Annotated in this window: 20 protein-coding genes; 9 read left to right on the top strand and 11 right to left on the bottom strand. The window is 39.0% G+C overall.

Annotated elements, in window-relative coordinates; translation table 11 throughout:
• Positions 1-106: 106 nt before the first annotated feature.
• The 7 genes from groEL to ALW18_06910 form a co-directional block, all read right to left on the bottom strand.
• Complete coding sequence (gene groEL, locus ALW18_06940; protein ID AOE52269.1) at positions 107-1,738, bottom strand: molecular chaperone GroEL; 1,632 nt, start codon at positions 1,736-1,738, stop codon at positions 107-109.
• 42 nt (positions 1,739-1,780) lie between these two features.
• The gene (locus ALW18_06935) at positions 1,781-2,056 is read right to left on the bottom strand and encodes a molecular chaperone GroES (GenBank protein ID AOE52268.1); all 276 of its coding nucleotides are present in this window, start codon (positions 2,054-2,056) and stop codon (positions 1,781-1,783) included.
• A gap of 155 nt (positions 2,057-2,211) precedes the next feature.
• Entirely contained in the window at positions 2,212-2,598 is a 387-nt protein-coding gene (locus ALW18_06930) for a preprotein translocase subunit SecG (GenBank protein AOE52267.1), read from the bottom strand.
• Positions 2,591-3,658, bottom strand: coding sequence for a hypothetical protein (locus ALW18_06925; protein ID AOE52266.1), 1,068 nt, complete (start codon positions 3,656-3,658; stop codon positions 2,591-2,593). Before ALW18_06925 ends, ALW18_06930 begins: the two co-directional genes overlap by 8 nt.
• Before the next feature lie 50 nt (positions 3,659-3,708).
• Complete coding sequence (locus ALW18_06920; GenBank protein AOE54339.1) at positions 3,709-4,215, bottom strand: hypothetical protein; 507 nt, start codon at positions 4,213-4,215, stop codon at positions 3,709-3,711.
• Between the two features lie 16 nt (positions 4,216-4,231).
• The gene (locus ALW18_06915; GenBank protein ID AOE52265.1) at positions 4,232-5,512 is read right to left on the bottom strand and encodes an AAA family ATPase; all 1,281 of its coding nucleotides are present in this window, start codon (positions 5,510-5,512) and stop codon (positions 4,232-4,234) included.
• A gap of 55 nt (positions 5,513-5,567) precedes the next feature.
• Positions 5,568-7,016: a (dimethylallyl)adenosine tRNA methylthiotransferase gene (locus ALW18_06910; protein AOE52264.1), complete on the bottom strand. Its 1,449-nt coding sequence runs from the start codon at positions 7,014-7,016 to the stop codon at positions 5,568-5,570.
• 242 nt (positions 7,017-7,258) lie between these two features.
• Here ALW18_06910 and ALW18_06905 point away from each other — a divergent pair, with 242 nt between their 5' ends.
• The 7 genes from ALW18_06905 (at position 7,259) to ALW18_06875 (ending at position 16,826) form a co-directional block, all read left to right on the top strand.
• Positions 7,259-9,760 (top strand): DNA topoisomerase I, encoded by a 2,502-nt coding sequence (locus ALW18_06905; GenBank protein AOE54338.1) that lies wholly within the window; start codon positions 7,259-7,261, stop codon positions 9,758-9,760.
• A 3-nt stretch (positions 9,761-9,763) separates the two neighbouring features.
• Positions 9,764-10,918 (top strand): arginase, encoded by a 1,155-nt coding sequence (locus tag ALW18_06900; protein AOE52263.1) that lies wholly within the window; start codon positions 9,764-9,766, stop codon positions 10,916-10,918.
• Positions 10,919-11,067: 149 nt separating this feature from the next.
• Complete coding sequence (locus tag ALW18_06895; protein AOE52262.1) at positions 11,068-12,447, top strand: gliding motility protein Gldk; 1,380 nt, start codon at positions 11,068-11,070, stop codon at positions 12,445-12,447.
• Positions 12,448-12,520: 73 nt separating this feature from the next.
• Positions 12,521-13,168, top strand: coding sequence for a gliding motility protein GldL (locus tag ALW18_06890; GenBank protein ID AOE52261.1), 648 nt, complete (start codon positions 12,521-12,523; stop codon positions 13,166-13,168).
• A gap of 47 nt (positions 13,169-13,215) precedes the next feature.
• Positions 13,216-14,745 carry a gliding motility protein GldM gene (locus ALW18_06885; GenBank protein AOE52260.1) on the top strand — a complete coding sequence of 510 codons (1,530 nt, stop codon included), beginning with the start codon at positions 13,216-13,218 and terminating at the stop codon, positions 14,743-14,745.
• Between the two features lie 46 nt (positions 14,746-14,791).
• Positions 14,792-15,718 carry a gliding motility protein GldO gene (locus ALW18_06880; GenBank protein ID AOE52259.1) on the top strand — a complete coding sequence of 309 codons (927 nt, stop codon included), beginning with the start codon at positions 14,792-14,794 and terminating at the stop codon, positions 15,716-15,718.
• Positions 15,719-15,782: 64 nt separating this feature from the next.
• On the top strand, positions 15,783-16,826 hold the full coding sequence (locus tag ALW18_06875) for an FAD-dependent oxidoreductase (GenBank protein ID AOE52258.1): 1,044 nt from the start codon (positions 15,783-15,785) through the stop codon (positions 16,824-16,826).
• On the opposite strand, the gene ALW18_06870 is transcribed toward ALW18_06875, so the two are convergent.
• On the bottom strand, positions 16,813-17,205 hold the full coding sequence (locus ALW18_06870) for a hypothetical protein (protein ID AOE52257.1): 393 nt from the start codon (positions 17,203-17,205) through the stop codon (positions 16,813-16,815). The genes ALW18_06875 and ALW18_06870 overlap by 14 nt on opposite strands.
• Before the next feature lie 54 nt (positions 17,206-17,259).
• Here ALW18_06870 and ALW18_06865 point away from each other — a divergent pair, with 54 nt between their 5' ends.
• The gene (locus ALW18_06865; protein AOE52256.1) at positions 17,260-19,167 is read left to right on the top strand and encodes a glycosyl transferase family 2; all 1,908 of its coding nucleotides are present in this window, start codon (positions 17,260-17,262) and stop codon (positions 19,165-19,167) included.
• A gap of 30 nt (positions 19,168-19,197) precedes the next feature.
• Here ALW18_06865 and ALW18_06860 read toward each other — a convergent pair whose 3' ends face one another.
• On the bottom strand, positions 19,198-19,488 hold the full coding sequence (locus ALW18_06860; GenBank protein ID AOE52255.1) for a hypothetical protein: 291 nt from the start codon (positions 19,486-19,488) through the stop codon (positions 19,198-19,200).
• Between the two features lie 92 nt (positions 19,489-19,580).
• Positions 19,581-20,555, bottom strand: a complete 975-nt coding sequence (locus ALW18_06855) for a hypothetical protein (protein AOE52254.1) — start codon at positions 20,553-20,555, stop codon at positions 19,581-19,583.
• 66 nt (positions 20,556-20,621) lie between these two features.
• Here ALW18_06855 and ALW18_06850 point away from each other — a divergent pair, with 66 nt between their 5' ends.
• Positions 20,622-21,500 (top strand): diacylglycerol kinase, encoded by an 879-nt coding sequence (locus ALW18_06850; protein AOE54337.1) that lies wholly within the window; start codon positions 20,622-20,624, stop codon positions 21,498-21,500.
• Here the strand turns inward: ALW18_06850 and ALW18_06845 are convergent, their stop codons facing one another.
• On the bottom strand, positions 21,501-22,640 hold the full coding sequence (locus ALW18_06845) for an 8-amino-7-oxononanoate synthase (GenBank protein ID AOE52253.1): 1,140 nt from the start codon (positions 22,638-22,640) through the stop codon (positions 21,501-21,503).
• Between the last annotated feature and the right edge of the window lie 26 nt (positions 22,641-22,666).

The following is a 22,666-nucleotide window of genomic DNA, read 5'->3' as shown; positions in this document are numbered from 1 at the left end:
TATGTTATAATCTGTTTACGGAAAACCATATTTAGATGTTAAATGTTATATATAAAAAAAGGAGCGTTGAAAAACGCTCCTTTTAATATGATTGATTTAAAATGAATTACATCATTCCCGGCATACCGCCGCCCATTGGCATACCGCCACCTGGGTTATCTTCTTTAATGTCTATAAGTGCACATTCTGTAGTAAGTATCATACCTGCTACCGATGCAGCATTTTCAAGAGCTACACGTGTAACTTTCTTAGGGTCGATAATACCTGCGGCAAGCATGTCTACATACTCGTCTGTTTTAGCATTGTAACCAAAATCTCCTGTACCTTCAGCAACTTTCGCAACAACTACAGATCCTTCAAGGCCTGCGTTTTCAACGATAGTTCTTAGTGGAGATTCCACAGCGCGTGAAACGATCTGGATACCTGTAGCTTCGTCAGCGTTCTCTGCATTTATTGATGATAATACCGCTTTAGCTCTTAGTAAAGCAACACCACCACCAGCAACAATACCTTCTTCAACAGCTGCTCTTGTAGCGTGAAGTGCATCGTCAACACGGTCTTTTTTCTCTTTCATTTCAACTTCAGATGCAGCACCAACGTAAAGTACAGCTACACCACCTGCAAGTTTAGCAAGTCTCTCCTGAAGTTTTTCTTTATCATAGTCAGATGTAGTAGTTTCCATCTGAGCTTTAATCTGGTTAACACGGTTTTTAATATCTTCAGGCTGACCCGCACCGTTAACGATAGTCGTATTGTCTTTATCAATAACAACTTTCTCACAAGTACCAAGCATGTCTAGAGTTGCATTTTCAAGAGTATAACCTCTTTCTTCAGCAATCACGGTACCACCCGTTAGTATCGCGATATCTTCAAGAAGTGCTTTTCGTCTGTCACCAAAGCCGGGAGCTTTAACAGCAGCAATTTTAAGCGCACCTCTAAGTTTATTTACAACAAGTGTTGCAAGAGCTTCACCATCTACATCTTCAGCGATGATTAATAATGGTTTTCCAGACTGAGCAACAGGCTCAAGTACCGGAAGAAGGTCTTTCATTGAAGACACTTTTTTATCATATAATAAAATGTAAGGTCTGTCAAGTTCAGCCTCCATTTTTTCTGAATTCGTTACAAAGTAAGCAGAAAGGTAACCTCTGTCAAACTGCATACCTTCTACAACGTCAACGTAAGTGTCAGTTCCTTTAGCTTCTTCAACAGTAATTACACCTTCTTTACCAACTTTACCAAAAGCAGTAGCGATTAGTTCGCCAATAGTTTCGTCGTTGTTAGCAGAGATAGAAGCGATCTGTTTGATTTTTTCACTGTCTGAACCTACCACTTTAGCTTGTTTAGAAAGGTCTGCTACGATAGCTTCAACAGCTTTGTCTATACCACGCTTAAGATCCATTGGGTTTGCACCCGCTGCTACGTTCTTAAGGCCTTCTTTAACGATAGCCTGAGCAAGTACAGTAGCTGTAGTAGTACCATCACCTGCAAGGTCGTTAGTTTTAGAAGCAACTTCTTTAACCATTTGCGCACCCATGTTTTCAAGAGTGTCAGCAAGTTCAATTTCTTTAGCTACAGATACACCATCTTTAGTTACTGTAGGTCCACCGAAAGATTTGCTGATGATTACATTACGGCCTTTAGGGCCTAGAGTTACTTTTACTGCATTAGCTAATGCGTCAACACCACGTTTTAAACCGTCACGTGCTTCAATATCAAATTTTATTTCTTTAGCCATTGTGAATTTGGTTGTATGTTTTTTAAATTATTAAACGTAAAATTAGATGATAGCGAAGATTTCTTCTTCCTTCATGATAAGGTAATCTTTACCTTCAAATTTTAATTCAGTACCAGCATATTTACCATATAAAACAGTGTCACCTACTTTAACGGTCATGTCATGGTCTTTTGTGCCATTGCCAACAGCTACTACAATACCTTTTTGCGGTTTTTCTTTAGCAGTATCAGGAATAAATATTCCGGATGCAGTCTGTGTTTCTGCAGCTACCGGCTCAATAAGTACACGGTCTGAAAGAGGTTTAATGTTTAAAGCCATATTACTATTATTTTTTTGTTTGTTATTAAAATTGATGTTTTAAGTTTTTCAGAAATTATGCCAGTCATCTGTTGTCTGACAAATTTGCAGGATATGTAAAAAAAAATGCCAGCTTAAAGATGCTGGCATTTTTAATATCGTTATTTACGAAGAAATTAATTTTGTGGTTGTGCCGCAGGAGCCGGAGTTACCGGTGTCGTTGCTGGCTGTGCTGCCGGAGCAGCCGTACCGTTTGCAGGAGTTGTTGCTGCCGGTGTAGCGGGAGCCGCTGCAGGTACTGCAGACTCATCAATAAATGAATCATTGTCTCCTAACGAAGAGAAGCTAAGGCTTGATAAAAGGATAAGTGCAACCAATATAGTAGCAAGTGTCCATGTACTCTTGTCAAGGAAATCAGTTGTTTTTTGAACGCCGCCCATCATTTGGGATCCGCCAATGCTTGAAGATAGACCTCCACCTTTAGGGTTTTGAACCATAATTACCACTACAAGCAAAAAGCTTACTATCGTTATAAGTATCAGAAAAATTGAAAAGTTAAGCATCGTTCTTTAAATTGTTATTTTGTTGAATTATCTTTATATCTGAAATACGGTCTGCAAAGAAAACACTTTTTTCCGGATATTTCAAAATTAAAATTTGATATGCCTGTATTGCTTTGCTGTATTTTTTTTGTTCAAGGTAAACACGTGCCAGTGTTTCGGTCATAAGCATAGAGTTGTCTTGTGTGCTTCGCTCAATGTTTACGGGGCTTTGCGGCGAATTTTTAACCGGAGCAATCTTAGGATTTGTCTCGATAAATTTATCAATTAATTCCATTTTTTTGCTTATCGGTTCTTTAATTTCGGGCGTTTTTTCTTCTTTTTTGGGCACTTCAGGCATTTCCTCCTCACGATTTATCGGCGTAAGTTTAGATAATTTCAGCCATTCGGCAAAAGAGTGCGTTTCCTGTTTGCTAAACTCCAGAGGTTTGCCAATTTCCAGTTTTTGTGCTGTTTCTTCAGCAACTTCTTCCGGTTTGGTAGTCGCTACTGAATTTACCTGCGGTTTTTCCTGGGTAGCCGACAGTAATTCTGGCTCATCCTGTTTATTTTCCCCGACAGCTTCGATAGACTTTTTTATAGATTCTTCCAGTTTTGTGTCTGTATCTGTAGAAAAGGAAGGCTCTGATGGTTTTGGTTCTTCTACGGCTTTTATCGATTGCTTTATCGATTCTTCAAGTTTATCAACGACTGCAACTTGTTCTGCAGGTTGAGGCGCCGGAACTTCAACTATCTCCGGTTCAGCTTCCAGTACTTCACTATCATTGACAGCGATAGACTGTACTGCTTTTTCATTTTCTATAAACGCATCTTTATCGACACTCTGAAACTGCTCTGAAGTAATAAAGTCAAAAAGAACAGATCGGTCTGTGGTATATGCTGCGGTTTTCTTTAGTTCGGTATTGTACCTAAAACTGTCCTGATTGTAAAGACCTTTAAGGTAAATGGCGCGCGCACTTTGCAGGAACGGAAATTCCGAAAGGATTTTCTCCAGTTCGGCCGTCTGCCTTTCGTTTAGCGAATAAGGCTTGTTAAGCAGGTATGTGTAGTCTTTTGTGTTCAGTTTTTTAAGTGTTCAGTGTTCAGTGGCTGACTGCCGACTGAATACTTGTTCTACCATTTGGCCAGCGATTCGTTAAATATATCCTGTGTTATCCTTTCAAAAATATCATCAAGGGCATCTCTTAATACACCGCCTGTAGGAAGGTCATTACCGCTAAAATCATAGTAAAAACTAAACGGCTTTTCAAAATCGTCTTCTTCTTTGTTTTTGTTGGTAAACCTCACATTTACGGTAATGCTCAGCCTGTTTTGTGCAGCACGCTGATCGGCTGTCGCTGTCATTGGCGATATACGGTACTGTGTAATCTCTCCTTCATATACCAGTTCTCCTCCCGAATTTGTAAGGCTAAGGTTAGTCTGGTTCTGAATAAGATCCTGCAATGCCCTTGTAAAGGTAAGGTCAATACCGGGTTCAATAACATCGGCATTATTCTGAAAGTAATTTACCTGGAATGTTTTGGCATTTACCGGTTTTGCACCTGTAAAATTGTAGCTTACACCGCAACCGCTAAAAGTAAGCAGTATGGCAAAAAGTGTAATAATTTTTATATGTTTCATAATAGCTTTCATTGTGCTATAAATCGTATTGTTTAATTTTTCTGTACAAAGTCCTTTCGGATATTCCAAGTTCATCGGCAGCAGCTTTACGCTTTCCTTTATTACGTTCCAGTGCTTTTTTAATAAGCTCTATTTCTTTTTCGTCCAAACGAAGTGTTTCTTCTTCCTCAACCGTTTCAGCAAAAAGATAATTATCATCATCCTCTTCTTCTTCGTGTTCAATAACCGGAGGTTCAGGGCGCGCTACTTTTTGAGGAGCTAATACTTCGGTACGTGGCAGGTCTTCAAAATCGTCATGACTTCCATTCTGCGAGCCATATATCTTTTGGATGAGCCCTTTGTTGCTTTCCTGTACTTTGGTCGTGTTGCCATTTTGCATCAGTTCCATTGTAAGCTTTTTCAGGTCGTTAAGGTCACTTTTCATGTCAAAAAGCACCTTGTATAATATTTCCCTTTCGGTAGAAAAGTCACTTTCCGGTTTTTTATCCCTTACTACTGCCGGAAGGTTACTGCCTTCTTCAGGTAAATAGGAGCGAAGGGAAGCTAGTGTGATATTCCTGTTAGCCTCTAAAACACTAATTTGCTCCGCTACATTACGAAGTTGACGAATATTTCCGCCCCAGCGGAATTTTTGCAACAACGTTACAGCATCATCATCAAGCTTAATAGGTGGCATTTTATATTTATGCGCAAAATCTGATGAAAACTTCCTGAATAATAAATGAATGTCTTCTTTTCTTTCGCGTAATGGCGGGAGCATAATCTCTACAGTGCTTAAACGATAGTAAAGATCTTCCCTGAATTTTCCTTTTTCTATGGCGTCAAACATATTTACGTTTGTAGCTGCTACAATGCGCACATTTGTTTTTTGCACCTGAGATGAACCTACTTTTATAAACTCACCATTTTCAAGTACACGCAATAGTCGTACCTGGGTGGTAAGTGGCAATTCGCCTACTTCATCAAGAAAAATGGTACCGCCGTCGGCTACTTCAAAGTAACCTTCACGGGTTGATGTTGCGCCGGTAAAAGCACCCTTTTCGTGTCCGAAAAGCTCACTGTCAATAGTTCCTTCGGGAATTGCGCCACAGTTAACAGCTATATACTTGCCATGCTTTCTGTGCGAAAGTGCATGGATAATTTTGGGAATACTTTCTTTACCTACACCGCTTTCTCCGGTAACCAATACCGAAATATCGGTAGGGGCAACCTGTATGGCTTTTTCTACGGCACGGTTAAGCTTAGGGTTGTTCCCTATAATCTCGAATCGCTGTTTTATGGCTTGTATGCTTTCCATTATTTTTATCGCTTTTTAGGAACCTGAACTTTAAACCTTAAACTTAAAACAAAACTTACGATTGCATTTCGGAGTAACCTAATGCTTCACCAATTAAAGTAGAAGTAGTACAATCACTGGTTAGCACATTAACAAAGTCGCCCGGTTTGTAATCTCCTTTAGGGAAAACAACAGTTGTGTTTTGCGATGTACGACCGCTCCAGTGTGCGGCAGATCGTTTCGATTCTTTTTCTATAAGCACTTCCACCACCTGGCCTATAAAACGCTGCGTGCGTTTAAGCGCCATTTGCTGTTGTAAGTTAATAATTTCGGTAAGCCTGCGGTTTTTTACTTCGTCAGGAATATCATCTTCCAGTTTTCTTGCAGCCAGTGTTCCCGGCCTTTCACTATAAGCGAACATAAAACCAAAATCATACTGGCAATGTTCCATTAACGTAAGTGTATCCTGGTGGTCTTCCTCTGTTTCTGTTGGGAAACCGGTGATCATATCCTGCGAAAGTGAAATTTCAGGAATTATACGGTATATGTTATCTACCAGCTGCATGTATTCCTCACGCGTATGCTGACGGTTCATTTCTTTTAGTATACGTGTGCTTCCGCTTTGTACCGGTAAGTGTATGTATTTGCAAATATTATGGTGTTTGGCCATAACTTCAATTACTTCAAGGTGCATATCCTGCGGATTTGAGGTAGAAAACCTAAAGCGCATTTTTGGGAAGGCTCTGGCAACAATGTCTAAGAGCTGAGCAAAATCTACCGCAGTAGCTTTTTGCATTTCAGATGCTTTTTCATAGTCTTTTTTCAATCCGCCACCATACCAAAGGTAACTGTCTACATTCTGACCTAAAAGTGTAACTTCTTTAAAGCCGCGTGCATGCAGATCGGTAATTTCTTCCATGATGCTTTGTGGTTCACGGCTGCGTTCACGTCCGCGTGTAAATGGAACTACACAGAAAGTACACATGTTATCGCAACCACGTGTTATAGAAACAAAAGCGGTAACGCCGTTGCTGTTTAGTCGCACGGGAGCAACATCGCCATAAGTTTCGTCTTTAGAAAGGATAACGTTTATTGCGTCGCGTCCTTCTTCAACTTCTCTTAAAAGATTAGGCAGGTCTTTGTAGGCATCGGGGCCTACAACCATGTCTACAATTTTTTCCTGTTCCAGAAACTGACTTTTAAGACGCTCGGCCATACAGCCTAAAACGCCAACTTTCATTCCCGGATTTATTTTTTTTACTGCATTATATTTTTCAAGCCTTTTGCGCACTGTCTGCTCCGCTTTATCACGGATGGAACAGGTATTAACCAGTACAAGGTCGGCTTCTTCCAGGTTTTGGGTGGTATTAAAACCTTCGTTAGCAAGTATAGAAGCAACAATTTCGCTATCAGAAAAATTCATCTGGCAGCCATAACTTTCAATAAAAAGCTTTTTTGTATTACCTTCTTTTTGCTCTAATACAAGGCTTTGGCCTTGTTTGTTTTCTTCAATAATCTTTTCCATAATTCACTCTTGTAGTGCCTGTTCAAAGGGGCAAAGATACTATTTAATTCAATATTATGACAAGTTGACAGATTTAGAATTAAAGTTTTATCATATGCGTTTTTCACATCAGGCGAATGCCTGATATTCAAATTTTACACCTTAATATATATACTAAGTTTTTCACAAAATTAATTTTTAAAATAGTCAAAAAACTAATATTTAAAAAAATCATATACTTTTGCGACACAAAGAAAAGCAATATGGCAAAGAATTTAGTGATCGTTGAGTCGCCTGCAAAGGCAAAAACCATTGAAAAATTTCTGGGGGCAGGGTATCAGGTAGAGTCCAGTTACGGACACATAGCTGATCTTCCGTCTAAGGAAATAGGGGTGGATGTAGAAAATGGCTTTAAGCCCAAATATGAAGTGTCTCCCGATAAAAAAGCACTGGTAAAAAAACTTAGGGATCTTTCTAAATCGGCCGATATGGTTTGGCTGGCGAGCGATGAAGACCGCGAGGGTGAGGCGATTGCGTGGCACCTGGCGGAAGAACTGAAGCTTGATAAAGCAAAAACCAAACGTATCGTTTTTCATGAAATTACAAAAACGGCAATACTTAAGGCTATAGATAACCCAAGGGATATTAACTATAATCTTGTAAATGCACAGCAGGCACGTCGTGTTCTTGACAGGCTTGTGGGTTACGAGCTGTCTCCGGTACTTTGGAAAAAAGTAAAAAGCGGACTTTCAGCCGGACGTGTGCAGTCGGTTTCTGTTCGCCTTATCGTAGAGCGCGAACGCGAAATACAAAACTTTAAAGCGGAGGCTTCTTATAGCGTAACTGCCGAGTTTGTAAACGAAGCAGGAAAAACTTTAAAAGCAAAACTGCCAAAGAATTTTGCAACAAAACAGGAAGCTCAGGATTTCTTAAATAAAAATATCGGTTCTGCTTATAAGGTTTCAGATCTTGAAACTAAGCCGGCTAAAAAATCACCTGCGGCACCATTTACCACATCTACATTACAACAGGAGGCTGCAAGAAAGCTTTACCTTCCGGTAGGTGTAACCATGATGCTTGCACAGCGTTTGTATGAGGCCGGACTTATTACCTACATGAGAACGGATAGTGTTAACCTTTCTCAGGATGCTATGGCTGCGGCCGAAGCTGAAATTATCAGGTCGTACGGTAAAGAATTTAGTAAGCCAAGAAATTTTGCTAATAAGAGTAAAGGAGCACAGGAAGCTCACGAGGCTATCCGTCCTACAGATATGTCGCGCCACACAGTGAATATAGACCGTGATCAGGCAAGACTATATGACCTGATCTGGAAAAGAACGCTGGCATCTCAAATGAGTGATGCCGAACTGGAGCGTACCAATGTAAAGATCGAAGCAAATAATCATAAAGAGCTGTTCACTGCATCGGGTGAAGTTTTAATGTTTGAAGGTTTCCTAAAAGTATATCTTGAAGGGAGTGATGATGAAGATGTAGAACAGGAAGGTATGCTGCCTGCACTACGTGTAAACGAAAAGTTAGCGAATAACTATATTACGGCTACCGAACGTTTTTCAAGGCCGCCGGCACGCTATACTGAAGCTGCACTGGTTAAAAAACTTGAAGAGCTTGGTATCGGTCGTCCGTCTACGTATGCACCGACCATTTCGACTATCATCAGCAGGAATTATGTTGAGAAAGGTAGTTTTGAAGGTCAGGAGCGTAAGTACAAACAATTAAGTTTAAGAGGGGCTTCTGTTTCTGAACAGGAACTTTCAGAAAATGTTGGTTCAGATAAAGGTAAGCTGGTGCCTACAGATATCGGAATTATTGTGAATGACTTCCTTGTGAATCATTTTGAAACAATTCTTGATTATAATTTCACAGCTAAAGTAGAACAGGATTTCGATGAGATCGCTTCGGGTAACGAAGACTGGACTAAAATGATGGGTGATTTTTACGGGCATTTCCATCCTACGGTTCAGAATGTTGAGAAAAATGCAGAAAGAGAATCGGGTGAGCGTATTTTAGGAACCGATCCTAAAACAGGGAAACCTGTAAGTGTTCGTTTGGGTAAATTTGGCCCAATGGCACAAATAGGTGATGCCGAAGACGAAAATAAACAATTTGCAAGCTTGCTTCAGGATCAGAATATCGGAACAATTACACTTGAAGAAGTACTAGGGTTGTTCTTGTTGCCTAAGGGTCTTGGTGAATATCAGGGCGAAGAGGTAGAGGTTAATAATGGTCGTTTCGGCCCTTACGTTCGTTTTGGTAAAACTTTCATTTCGCTTCCTAAAGGGGAAGATCCGCTTGATGTGACTTTTGAAAGAGCGCAGGAGCTTATTAATGAAAAGCAACAGGCCGATGCACCTATCGGTACGTATAAAAACGAGCCTATCCAAAAAGGCGTTGGCCGTTTTGGTCCTTTCATAAAATGGAATGGTATATTCATCAACGTTAGCAAAAAATACAATTTTGACAGTCTTTCGCAGTCTGACTTAACAGAGCTGATTGAAGATAAACTTCAAAAAGATATTGACAAAGTGCTTCACAATTGGGAAGACGAAGGTATCCGCGTTGAAAAAGCACGTTGGGGCCGTTCTGTTATCCTGAAAGGTAAAGTGAAAATAGAACTTAGCAAAGATGTAGATGCAGCAGCATTGACCCTTGATAAGGTTAAAGCGATGATTGAAGAAAAGGCGCCGGCTAAAAAAACGGCAGCTAAAAAAGCACCTGCTAAGAAAACTGCCGCTAAAAAGAAATAATAAATGATATTTGATTTTTTACAACCTATAGATGCCGGGCTTCTTGAGTTTATTGAAGGAGGTTCGGCACAGGCATTGGGTCATAAAGTTGTTTTTCATACCGAAGGCGAGTTTCCCGAACTTCAGGGGGTGGCTGTAGCAATTATAGGTGTTTTAGAAAACAGGGGGGCTTCGGATAAGAAAGATCACCATATACATCTTAATTACGTTAGAAAAGAGTTTTATAGCCTTTATCCGGGTAACTGGCATAAAGCTGTTGTTGATCTTGGAAATATACCTGCAGGTGAATCACAGCAGGATACTTATTTTGCGCTTAAGTCAATCGCAGAAGAGTTGATTAAGCAGAATATACTTCCTGTAGTCATTGGAGGGTCACAAGATCTGTCTTATTCACTTTACAGGGCGTACGACAGACTGGAACAGATGGTTAACTTTGTCGCTATAGACAGCAAGTTTGATTTTGGCAGCCAGGAAGATGAAATTTCTGCGACATCATATCTTACGCGAATGATTGTTGATGAGCCTAATAATCTCTTCAATTATAGTAACCTGGGTTATCAGACATATTATAACTCGCAGGAAGAGATTGATCTTGTAGAAAAGCTTTATTTTGACGCGTTCAGGCTTGGCGAAGTGTGTGGAAATCCCACAATTGCAGAGCCCGTTTTTAGGGACGCGGATATTGTAAGTGTTGATTTAGCGTCAGTTAAGTCTAGTGATTCGGGTAATATTGTTAAATTTATACCAAATGGTTTTGATGGCAAAGAAATTTGTACATTAGCACGCTATGCAGGAATAAGTGACAAGGTTACTTCATTTGGTATTTTCAACCATGATGACACCCGCCAGGAAGCTCCTTTAATTGCCCAGATTATGTGGTATTTTATAGAAGGGGTTCACTATCGTTCTAACGAGTATCCGTTTGGCAGCAAAGAGAACTATATTAAGTATATTGTGCCTTTAGAAGATGAAGAACTTATCTTTTACAAAAGCGATAAGACTGATAGATGGTGGATTGAGGTTCCTTTTGTGTCAGATTTCAGCAATAAATTGAAAAGGAATACGTTATTACCGTGTAATTATCAGGATTACCTGAGTGCCTGTAATAGCGAGTATCCTGAAAGATTATGGAAAGCTCAAAGAAAAAACATTATTTAACGTAATTGTTACAAAAAGGAAGGGTTTTCGCAGAACTCTTCAATAGTTTACTTTTTCTTTAGGTTTTTTTAATAAAAAAATTGTTTTTTTAAAAATAAATAAATAGGTTTACGCCCTTAAAAATAGAATTACATTAATAACCCAATTTTATGAAGAAGTTCATTGCATTAACAGCAACTTTATCATTTTTAATCAGCTGTGGTTCCAGTGACCGAGGGGAACTGGTAGGTGTTAAAGGAAGAAAGTGGAGGCCGGAAAAGCCTTATGGTATGACTTTAGTTCCGGGTGGCGCTTACATTATGGGTAAGTCTGACGACGATTTAGCTAATGTTCAGGATGCTCCTACAAAAACAGTAACTGTTCGTTCTTTTTACATGGACGAAACAGAGATTACAAATAGTGAGTACCGTCAGTTTATCGAATGGGTTAAAGATTCTACTATTAGAACAAGACTTGCGATACTTGCAGACGAGCAGGGGCAAAAGCCTGGCTCAGGTGGTATAGGTGAGTATGCGTTCAAAGATCAGGAAAATACAGAAGATCAGTCAGCGTATGATAAATACATGTACGAGAACTACTATAGCATAGGTACTGATGATGATATGTATGCAGGAAGAAAGCTTAACCATAAGCCGAAATTGTTTGCAGATCCTCAGAAATACCCGGATGAGTATTATGTTGAAGTTATGGATTCTATGTACTTACCGGAATCTGAATCATACAATGGTTTAAGGACTATTGATGTTTCTAAACTTGTATTCCGTTATTCTTGGATGGATATTGATGCAGCAGCAAAAGATAAATCTAAGAACACAAGGTCTAAAAGAAGTAAGTATATGAAACATGAACAGGTTGAGGTTTATCCTGATACAACTGTTTGGATTAAAGACTTTGCTTATTCATATAACGAGCCTATGCATAACGATTACTTTTGGCACGAAGCTTACGGTGAGTATCCTGTAGTTGGTGTTACATGGCAAAAAGCAAAAGCTTTCTGTGCATGGAGAACGCTTAACAAGAATACATACCAAAAAGCTAAAAAGAGACAGTTTGTGAACTCTTTCCGTCTTCCTACAGAAGCTGAATGGGAGTTTGCTGCAAGAGGTGGTCTTCAGTCGGCTACATTCCCTTGGGGTGGTCCGTATGCTAAAAACGACCGTGGTTGTTTCTTAGCTAACTTTAAACCAAACAGAGGTGACTATGCTGCTGATGGTGCTTTATACACTGTTGAGGCTCAGTCTTACGATCCGAATGATCATAACCTTTATAATATGGCTGGTAACGTAGCGGAATGGACAGACTCTTCTTATGATGCTTCTTCATACGAATATGTTTCTACTATGAACCCTAACGTGCCAGATCAATCAAACAAACGTAAGGTAATCCGTGGTGGTTCTTGGAAAGATGTTGCTTACTTTCTTCAGGTAAGTACAAGAGACTGGGAATATGCTGACTCTGCAAGAAGCTATATTGGTTTCAGAACAGTACAGGATTACATGGGTACCCAGAATACAGGTACCAACCAATAAAAATTAAACCAACTCAAATTTTTTTGAATATTTTCTAATCACACAATTAACTTAACTAAAAACTGAAAATTTTATGGCAATTTTAAGCAAAAAAGTATCGAATTTCGCTTATGGAATGGGAGCGGCTGTTGTAATCCTAGGTGCTCTTTTCAAAATTACACACATCGAGATCGGACCGTTAACAGGTAACCTAATGTTAACTATTGGTCTTATCGTTGAGGCATTGATCTTTGCGCTTTCTGCATTCGAACCTGTAGATAACGAGTTGGACTGGTCTCTTGTTTACCCTGAATTAGCTGGTGGTGAGGCTAAGAAAAAAGAAGTTAAAAAAGAAAACCCTGCTGAAGCTCAAGGTTTACTTTCTCAAAAACTTGACAACCTTTTAAAAGAAGCTAAAATTGATGGCGCGCTAATGGAAAGCCTTGGAAGCAGCATCAAAAACTTCGAATCTGCTGCTAAAGGAATTGCTCCTACTGTGGATTCAATCGCTTCTCAGAAAAAATACAGCGAAGAAATGTCTACAGCTGCAGCTCAGATGGAGTCTCTAAACAGCCTTTACAAAGTGCAGTTAGAAAGTGCTTCTCGTAATGCTGAAGCTAACAAAGAAATTGCTGACAATGCTTCTAAACTAAAACAAGAAATGCAGTCTATGACTCAAAACATTGCTTCATTAAACAATGTTTACGGTGGTATGCTTTCTGCTATGGGTAACAAAGCCTAATTAGTATTTTATATATAACTAACAAAATCCAAAACAACTAATTAGAAATGGCAGGAGGAAAATTAACCCCTAGGCAAAAGATGATTAACCTGATGTATCTGGTTTTCATCGCCATGTTGGCTTTAAATATGTCGAAAGAGGTACTATCCGCTTTCGGTCTTATGAACGAAAAATTAGAGGCATCTAATGCTGACGCTACTGCAAGAAACGAGGCTTTTATGTCTGGTCTTGCTGATAAAGCTAAAGAAAATGCAAAACAGTATGCTGCCCTTAAAGCAAATGCTGATAAAGTAAAAGTATTAGCTGATGATCTTAACGGATACCTTACAAGCCTTAAAGCAGAAATGCTTAAAGGAGTGGAAAATCCTAAGGATTATGAGGTTATGGATAAAGGTGATTTCTTAGATAACAAATTCTTCACTGGAGATAAGATTTCTAAAGAAGGTCAGGCTTTCCTTGACAAGATAGCTGCATTCAGAGAGGGTGTTGCTGCAACTGTTCCTAACGTTGCTGCTAGTGTTAAAGCTAAATTTAATACTGATAAAGTAACTAACAGGGATGGTGTTAAAATTGACTGGTTAGATTATCATTATAAAGGTTTCCCTATGGTTGCCTCTTTAACGAAATTAACTCAATTACAGGCTGATGTTAAGACTACAGAGTCTGAAGTATTAGGAGCTATGCTACAAGGTAACCTTACTTCTCAAGTTTCAATGACTAAATATAAAGCTATCGTTATTACAGATAAATCAGCGTTTTTCTCTGGTGAGCCTGTAACTGGTAGGGTAGTACTTGGTCGTTATGACGAGAATACAGTTCCAACTTCAGTTAGCGTAAACGGTAGTGGAGCTAAAATTGAAAACGGACAGGCTAAATTCTCTTTCGGTGCTGCTGGTACTGGAGAGCATGATATTACTGGTAAATTTGTTTTCATGGAAGGTGGTAAAGAAGTGCCAATTCCAATTGAAGGAAGCTATGTAGTTGTACCTCGTCCAAATGAGGCTACAATCTCTGCAGACAAAATGAACTCGGTTTACCGTGGTGTTGAAAACCCAATGACTGTTTCATTTGCTGGTATATCTGATAACAATGTTAATGCAACAGCTGGTGGTAGTTTCCGTAAAGGATCTAAATCAGGTCAGTATAACTGGAATGTTACAGGTGTTTCTGGAACTACTGCTATTGTATCTGTAACAGGTAAGTTACCTGATGGATCTTCAGTATCTTCTAAAAAGACATTTAATGTAAGGCCAATTCCTGCACCGGTTCCGATGCTAAGAGGTAAAGTAGGTTCTGCTAAAGGAAATAAAAATGACCTTTCTTCTTCTACAGTTAATGTATCATTCCCTGACTTCGTGTTTGATATCCAAACTTCTGTAGAATCATTTGAAATCTATGTTCCTGGAAGCCCTGCAATCATTAACCAAGGCGCCAGATTTGGTGCTCAAGCTCTTGCTGCAATCGGTAAAGCTAAAAGAGGTGACGTTATCGTTATCAACAACATAGAAACTAAAATCACAGGTGCTGGAGGTTATAAACCACCTAGGTCTTCTTCATTCGCTTGGGAAGTACAATAATTTGATCTAAAAGAACGTTTTTCTTTTACAGTTTAAAATTAAAATAATGAATAGCAGAAATTTTTTATTAGCGGCTTTATTCTTTGCTGGTGTGGCAAGCTCTTTTGGGCAGTCTAACCTATTAAACGCAAAAACGCCGGATGAGATAGGTAAAAAAACCTCAGCGCAGGACTCGTTAGATAATGATAAGCCGCTGCCTTACGGTTATGTGGGTGATAGGGATGTTTTGCTTGCCAGAAAAGTTTGGGAAGTAATAGATCTTGACCAGAGAATTAACTTTCCTATGTATTTTCCTATTGAGGATAACATAGGTAGCGATAGAAGGTCACTATTCAGTGTTTTAATTTCTGCTATCAAAGATGGATCATTAACTCAGGTTTATGATGACTCTTATTTTACCAGGAAAAAAACAGGTGATGATATCCAGTCGGTTTTCTTCTTTAAAGAATTAAATGATTACGGACGTGAGATCATGAACCAAAATCCGGGTAAATCTGAAGAAGCTTTAAAAGCTAAAGGTCTACTTACTGACGAACACTATACTACATCTGAGCTTACAGGTGCCGATGTTACCAAATATAAAATTGTTGGTACTTGGTATTTTGATAAGAGACAAGGTGAAATGAAGTACAGGATTCTTGGTATTTGCCCAATGGCTGTAGATGCCCTTACTAAATTAAGACAGGGATCTGAAGCTGAACCGATCGAGCTTTTCTGGGTATTTTACCCTGGAGCAAGAGACGTTCTTCACAAAGCAAAAGCGTTTAATGAGAAAAACTCGGCTTTACCTATAACATTTGATCACTTACTTAACTCTAGACGTTTTAGTTCTAACATAGTTAAAGAAGAGAATGTTTATGGAGACAGGCTTATCGAAGACTACATGAAAGATAATTCACAATTACAATTGCTTGAGGCAGAACGTATCAAAGATAAGATACGTAACTTTGAGCAGGATATGTGGAACTACTAATTAGTATATCTTCTAAATAATAAAAACTCTTACCCTTGTGGTAAGAGTTTTTTATTTTTACACAATGAAAGACTTTTTAATTATCGGGGCGGGACTTGCCGGGATTAGTTTTGCTGAGACAGCTATAGAAAACGGGAAATCTTTTGTTGTTATTAATGATGATTCCCAAAACTCTTCCAGGGTAGCTGCAGGGTTGTATAATCCTGTTGTTTTAAAACGTTTCAGTTTACCTCAGGATTCAGCAATACATCTTGATTATATGATTCCTTTCTATGAGAGGGTTCATAACAGGATCAATGTAAAATTTGACTACCCACTACCTGTTTATAGAAAATTTGCGTCTATCGAGGAACAGAATAACTGGTTTCAGGCTGCTGACAAACCTTCATTAGAGCCTTTCCTTTTTCCGGAAGTTCAATATGATCAATTTGGCAGCCTTCCTGCACCATTTGGTTTTGGTAAAGTGTTGCATACAGGGTACGTAGATACTTCAGCTTTGCTTGATGGGTATCGCAAATATCTTACTAGTATTGATTTGCTTATAAATGATACTTTTAATCATTCCGACTTGGTTGTGGAAGGAGATCATGTTTCATACAAGGGTATAGCAGCTAAGCATATTTTATTCGCGGAGGGTTTCGGTATTCATGCCAATCCATATTTTAGGCATTTGCCTTTGGACGGTACTAAAGGAGAATTACTGCTAATTAAAGCACCAGATTTAAAACTTGATATAGCTGTGAACGCTAGTATATTTATTCTTCCGGTTGGAGGGGATATTTATAAAGTTGGCGCTACTTACGAGTGGTATGATAAAACAGCTACGCCTACAGAAGCAGGTAAAAATGAATTGCTTGAAAAGCTTAATGAACTAATTACCTGTAAATATGAAATATTAGAGCACCTGGCAGGTATAAGGCCAACAGTCAAAGACCGCAAGCCTTTAATAGGTACGCATCCGCAACACAAAAATGTACACTTACTAAATGGATTGGGCACAAGAGGTGTTATGCTCGGGCCGTCTATGGCTAAGGAATTATATGATTCTATTATTACAGGGGAACCTGTTAGGCGTGAAGTCGGCTTGCACCGGTTTAAGGTTTCTTAAGTTCTCTCCAGTTCTTATCATAGCTAACAAAAAGGTTTATCCAGATATTTCGGGATATTCGCATAATAAGAGGCATAGGGATAATCAGCGCAGCAATTATTACAATAAACGCCGTTTTAAGGCTGGTTTTTATAAATGCGAAGGATACTATAAAGGCTGCAATGGCTATTGCTACGCCTAATCCATAGCTAACATACATTGCACCAAAATAAAATGATGGCTCAATTTTATAAGGTTGTCCGCAGTGGCTGCATCGTTCGTGCATTTTGTAGATATTGAGCATGTTGTACGGATTTTTATCTACATACATACTTTCCTGATGGCATCGGGGACAGGTTCCTGTTAAAATGCTATATAATTTGGATCCTTTTTTTAACATTTGCAAAAAATTTGTTGTTACACAAATTTACGACTTAAATAAGACATAAGAATAATGCTTAACATACATAATTTATCGGTTTCTTTCGGCGGGACATATTTGTTTGAGGAAGTTACTTTCAGGCTTGGTGCCGGAGACAGAGTGGGCCTTGTAGGTAAGAATGGAGCTGGAAAATCGACCATGCTAAAAATACTTTCGGGCGAACAACAATATGATTCGGGCGTTATTGCTACCGAAAAGGAGATAAAACTTGGCTTTCTGAAACAGGATATCGATTTTATCAAGGGGCGTACTGTTCTTGAGGAGGCGTATCAGGCTTTTGAAGAAATTAAAAGGGCTGAAGCTAAAATCGATAAGATAAACCACCAGTTAGTGACCCGTACCGATTATGAAAGTGAAGAATATTCCCAGCTTATTGAAGATTTAAGTGATGTTACACATCATTATGAAATTCTTGGTGGTTATAACTATGTTGGAGATACCGAGAAGATATTACTTGGCCTTGGTTTTAAGCGTGAGGACTTTGATAAAGCTACCGATACTTTTTCTGGGGGATGGCGTATGCGTATCGAGTTAGCAAAGCTACTATTACAGTATAACGACGTGTTGCTTCTCGATGAGCCTACCAACCACCTTGATATTGAGAGCATCATTTGGTTGGAATCATTCCTTAGGACTTATCCCGGTGTTGTAGTTATTGTATCGCACGATAAGATGTTCCTTGATAATGTAACGAACAGAACAATTGAAATATCGTTAGGTAAAGCATACGATTTTAATAAACCTTATTCACAATACCTGGAATTAAGGCAGGAACTTAGGGAGAAGCAATTAGCGACCCAAAAAAACCAGGAGAAAAAAATTGAGCAGACTGAAAAGTTAATTGAAAAGTTCAGGGCGAAAGCATCTAAAGCATCAATGGCGCAATCGTTGATTAAGAAACTAGATAAAGTTGAGCGTATAGAGGTTGACGAGGATGACAACTCGGTAATGAACATATCGTTCCCGGTTTCTGTGGTGCCGGGGCGTGTTGTGGTTGAAGCGGAAGATGTGACTAAAAAGTATGGCGATAAGACCATACTTAAAGATATTGACCTTCTTGTAGAACGTGGCAGTAAGATTGCTTTTGTTGGACAGAACGGTCAGGGAAAATCGACTTTTATAAAAGCGATCACTAAAGATATTGATTATGAAGGAACGATTAAGCTAGGTCATAACGTGCAGCTTGGATATTTTGCGCAAAATCAGGCGGAGTACCTTGATGGCGAAATTACGCTGCTTCAGACTATGGAGGATGCGGCTACAGATACAAACCGATCTAAAGTACGCGATATGCTTGGGTCATTCCTTTTTAGGGGGGATGATGTGGAGAAGAAAGTAAAAGTGCTTTCGGGAGGTGAACGTAACCGTTTGGCACTTTGTAAGCTGTTATTACAGCCGATAAATGTGCTTGTAATGGATGAGCCTACCAATCACCTTGATATTAAATCTAAGAACGTTTTAAAAGCTGCGCTTCAAAAGTTTGAAGGTACTTTATTATTGGTATCTCACGACAGGGATTTCCTTCAGGGGATGAGTAATATTGTTTACGAATTTAAAGACCAGAAAATAAGGGAATACCTTGGCGATATTAACTTCTACCTTGAGCAACGTAATATGCAAAATATGCGTGAAGTTGAGAAAAGGGATGTTATAGCTAAAGAAACGCCAAAAGATAACAAACAGGTTTCATATCAGGATCAGAAAAAGAATAAAACACTTCAAAATAAACTGAGCAAGATTGAAAGCCAGATTAAAGAAGTGGAGCGCGGCATTCAGCATGATGATAAACTGCTTGCAGGAAATTATGAAAAGCTTATGGCAGATGCTGCTTTCTTTACTGCATACGAGAATAAGAAAAAAGAACTCGATAAACTAATGGAAGACTGGGCTCTTGTTCAGGACGAAATAGACAACGCATAAAAAATGCTCCCTTAACTGGGAGCATTTTGTTTATTTATCGGTTTTAATTTCCATTTCTGTTTTCTTTCTCGAGATGGTAACATTATTTTTAGCGTCTCCATTTTTGTTTTTAACGCTTATACCGTCACTGCCTACGCTCACAGATGTTCCGTCTGGATCTTCAACAGGTGGTGTTGGCGGTACAGCTGGCGGTGGCGTTTGCGTTACCGGTCTGGGAGTTGGCGGCGGTGCCGGATCTTCAACGGGTGGTGGTGTAGCAGGTGGTACCGGCTCTTCTTTTTGTTTGCAGGAAGCCATCATTACTATGGCAAGGCCTGACATTAAAATTAGCTTCTTCATGTTTAAAAGTGTTACTTGGTTCACTGTTAAATTTACGGCATTTAAAGTGTAATTGTTTTTCTGCTAACTTAAATTTATGATATCAGACCAATACGTTTTGAATGCTCAATAGCTTCGCTGCTGTCTTTAAAATAGCAAACAGCTACCCCCATTGATTCTATATTCTTTATCGCTTTTAGTGCTTTCTCTTTTTTATGATGTCCTGTCTGTCTTATGTAAACAGCTTTTACCGTTACCGGGAATATCTTACATACATCTTCATATAAGAACGGGTCATGCTGAGAATCATCTCCAAGCAAGGTATATTGAAGGTGAGGGTAAAACTCCAGTATATGTTTTATCTTATCAAACTTGTGCCCGTGATTGCCCCGGCCTGTAACAAAAAAGTCCATAAGACTGGTCTTTATATCTTTCAACAAAAGTACGGCACGCGGTAACTGGTGTTTCTCAGTAAACTTTACAATGAACTTATACAGGTTCCATTCACTGCTGGAAACGTAGAAAAAGGCGTTCATTTCATTTTTCTTGTTACGTCCGGATGTACTCAGCGCCTGATAATGCGGCACAACATCTTCAAATATCTTACGGTCGTTTATATTTCGAAATAGTAATATGTAGAGTTTCTTAAATGCATTCCGCGTATGCGAAACCAGGAAAGTGTCGTCAATATCCGAGATAAAACCAAGATTGCCTTCCGGCGGATGGATGAAAGTGCCTTTCTCACGTATTTCTTCACCTTTATGAAAAATACTTACATGATAATCGCTCCACCCGTATTCTGTCTGCTCTTTGTCTTTAAGCGGGATGCAGAATTTAAAATAGCCGTCGTCAAGCGCTTTAGTGTGTATTTGAATGCCATTATGTTCAAGATAAACGTCGGCATTGGCAATGGTTTTAATTCTGAACATGCGGATCATAGACCTCGCATTTTTAAAACGCTTCTTTTCAAATTCATAACCGCCCGCAGTATTGGGCTTAAATACATGCCCAAATACTATGAGTTCCTGATCATTAGCATATCCGCGATAGAGTTTTAAGATTGGCTTCATGAAAATTTATAAATTTGATAAGATGTTAAACGTTTGGATTTATCTAAATTTAATAAAAAAACTCAGATGGATGCCTTAAAGAAATGTTTATTGGTTGTTAATCCTATTGCAGGAGGTAATGATAAGACTGAAATTATTACAGCCAGCAGGGCATATGCCGAAGCGGAAGGTATCAATTTGATTGAATTTGAAACGACCGGGGAGGATGATGAAAAAAGTATAAGGGAGTTATATGCCGAGCATAGACCCGAACGTATACTTGTGGCGGGTGGTGACGGTACGGTAAAAATGGTGGCCGAAGCCGTTGAGCATAATGATGTGGTGATAGGGGTGCTTCCGGCGGGATCGGCAAACGGACTTTCAGTAGACCTTAAACTTCCTACGGATTTAGAGGAAAACCTTAAGATCGCTTTTCATGGCAATGTTATGGAGATGGATATGGTATGCATCAACGGAAAAAAGAGCCTTCACTTAAGCGACATTGGTGTTAATGCCGAACTAATACGTAATTATGAAGGAAGTGCTATTCGTGGTAAATTGGGTTATGCTTTAAAAGCAATTAGCACGCTAACCGACCTTGATGATCCTTTCAGAGCTACTATTGTTGCTAATGGAGAAACAATAGAGACGGAAGCCAGGATGGTGGTTATAGCCAATACGCAAAAGTATGGTACCGGAGTTACCATTAATCCTATTGGTATTATGGATGATGGTAAATTTGAGATCGTGATTCTTAAAAGCCTTGACGTACTTCTTATCGGGAAAATATTAACGGGTAATATGCCTGTAGATAACGTTGAAGATATCGTGATTATTTCTACCGAACAAGCGTTAATAACCACTAATGTTCCGGTATGTTTTCAGATAGACGGTGAGTTTTGCGGTGAGGAAGACCGACTTGATGTAAAAATACTGCACAGGCAAATGCGTGTGGCAATCCCATAGCTATTTGAAAGGACTTCGTGCTTTCCATGCTACTTTCGGGTCAAAGTATTGAAATAGTCTCGCCATAAAAAAGTTGAGAAGGGGATTGGTGTGTTTGATCATTCCATACACCTCTTCAGAACGTGCGCCTACAGAACTTTTAATTTCCATAGCAGATCGCGCAAATATAACATGGCTGAATTGCTTTTTAATGGCATAGCCTACCATATCATACAACATAGTAAGATAGAGCATCTTTTCTTTTTGAATAGCATCATCGTAACCTAAAAAGTAGGTGTCAACATCGCAGCCATTTTTAATAACTGTGCTGAAGCCTACGAGTTTGTCATCGATGAAATAGCCATATAAGAGAAAGTTGTCTTTGAGTTGTTCCTTAAAAACTTCGAAGTGATTTTTCGGTAGGTGAAATGTATTAAACGATGCATTTTGTGCAACGGTCATATACAATTGATGTATCCTTTCCTGTTGGAGTTTTATATCGGCAAATGACAATTTTCGTTTTTCTACACCTTCTGCTTTTTTGCGTGCACGATTGTACTGTGTCCGGTATTTTGTAGTAAGGTCTGCCAGGTAATCGTCTATACTATGCCAGTTTTCACGGATATCAAATATCATGTTAGGCTGGGTGCAGAACTTATAATAGCTACTATACCCCGCGGCATTAAAATCGGGCATTTCGGCTTCGTTAAAATCTTTAATTGCAAGCAGGTTAATGTAGATGCATTGTTTTCTATAATGCTTCTTCAATACTTGTAGTGCTTCCCTGAATAATCGTAATGCTTCGGTCTCCGAAATCAAATCATTTAATAAGTAGGCATTCTGTCCTGTTAGGGTATTGTTGCCAATAACTATAATGTGCGACGAAAATTTCTTGAAAATATAGTCTTTCAGGTTAAAGCTTTTTTCTTCTACAAAAGTGTTTATGCGTCTAAGGTTAATGTACTGCGCTAATGCGATACCGCACAATGTCTCATTATTGAATAACCCTATAAAATGACACTGCATATTTTGAGGAGCAGCCTTTTCTAAAATACCAAGATAACCGGCTGAAAGGAAAATATTTTTCGTGGCAATAGTATCCCATCCTTCAGGTAATTGCAATGAGGAAGTGTAAAGCTTAAAAGTAAGATCCTTTTTCAAGTGAGGGTTATTGCTGTTTGCGTTGG

Origin of the sequence: Flavobacterium psychrophilum (assembly GCA_001708385.1) — a bacterium.
In the GTDB taxonomy this organism is placed as follows: domain Bacteria; phylum Bacteroidota; class Bacteroidia; order Flavobacteriales; family Flavobacteriaceae; genus Flavobacterium; species Flavobacterium psychrophilum_A.
This window is presented reverse-complemented; position numbering and strand designations above follow the sequence as displayed.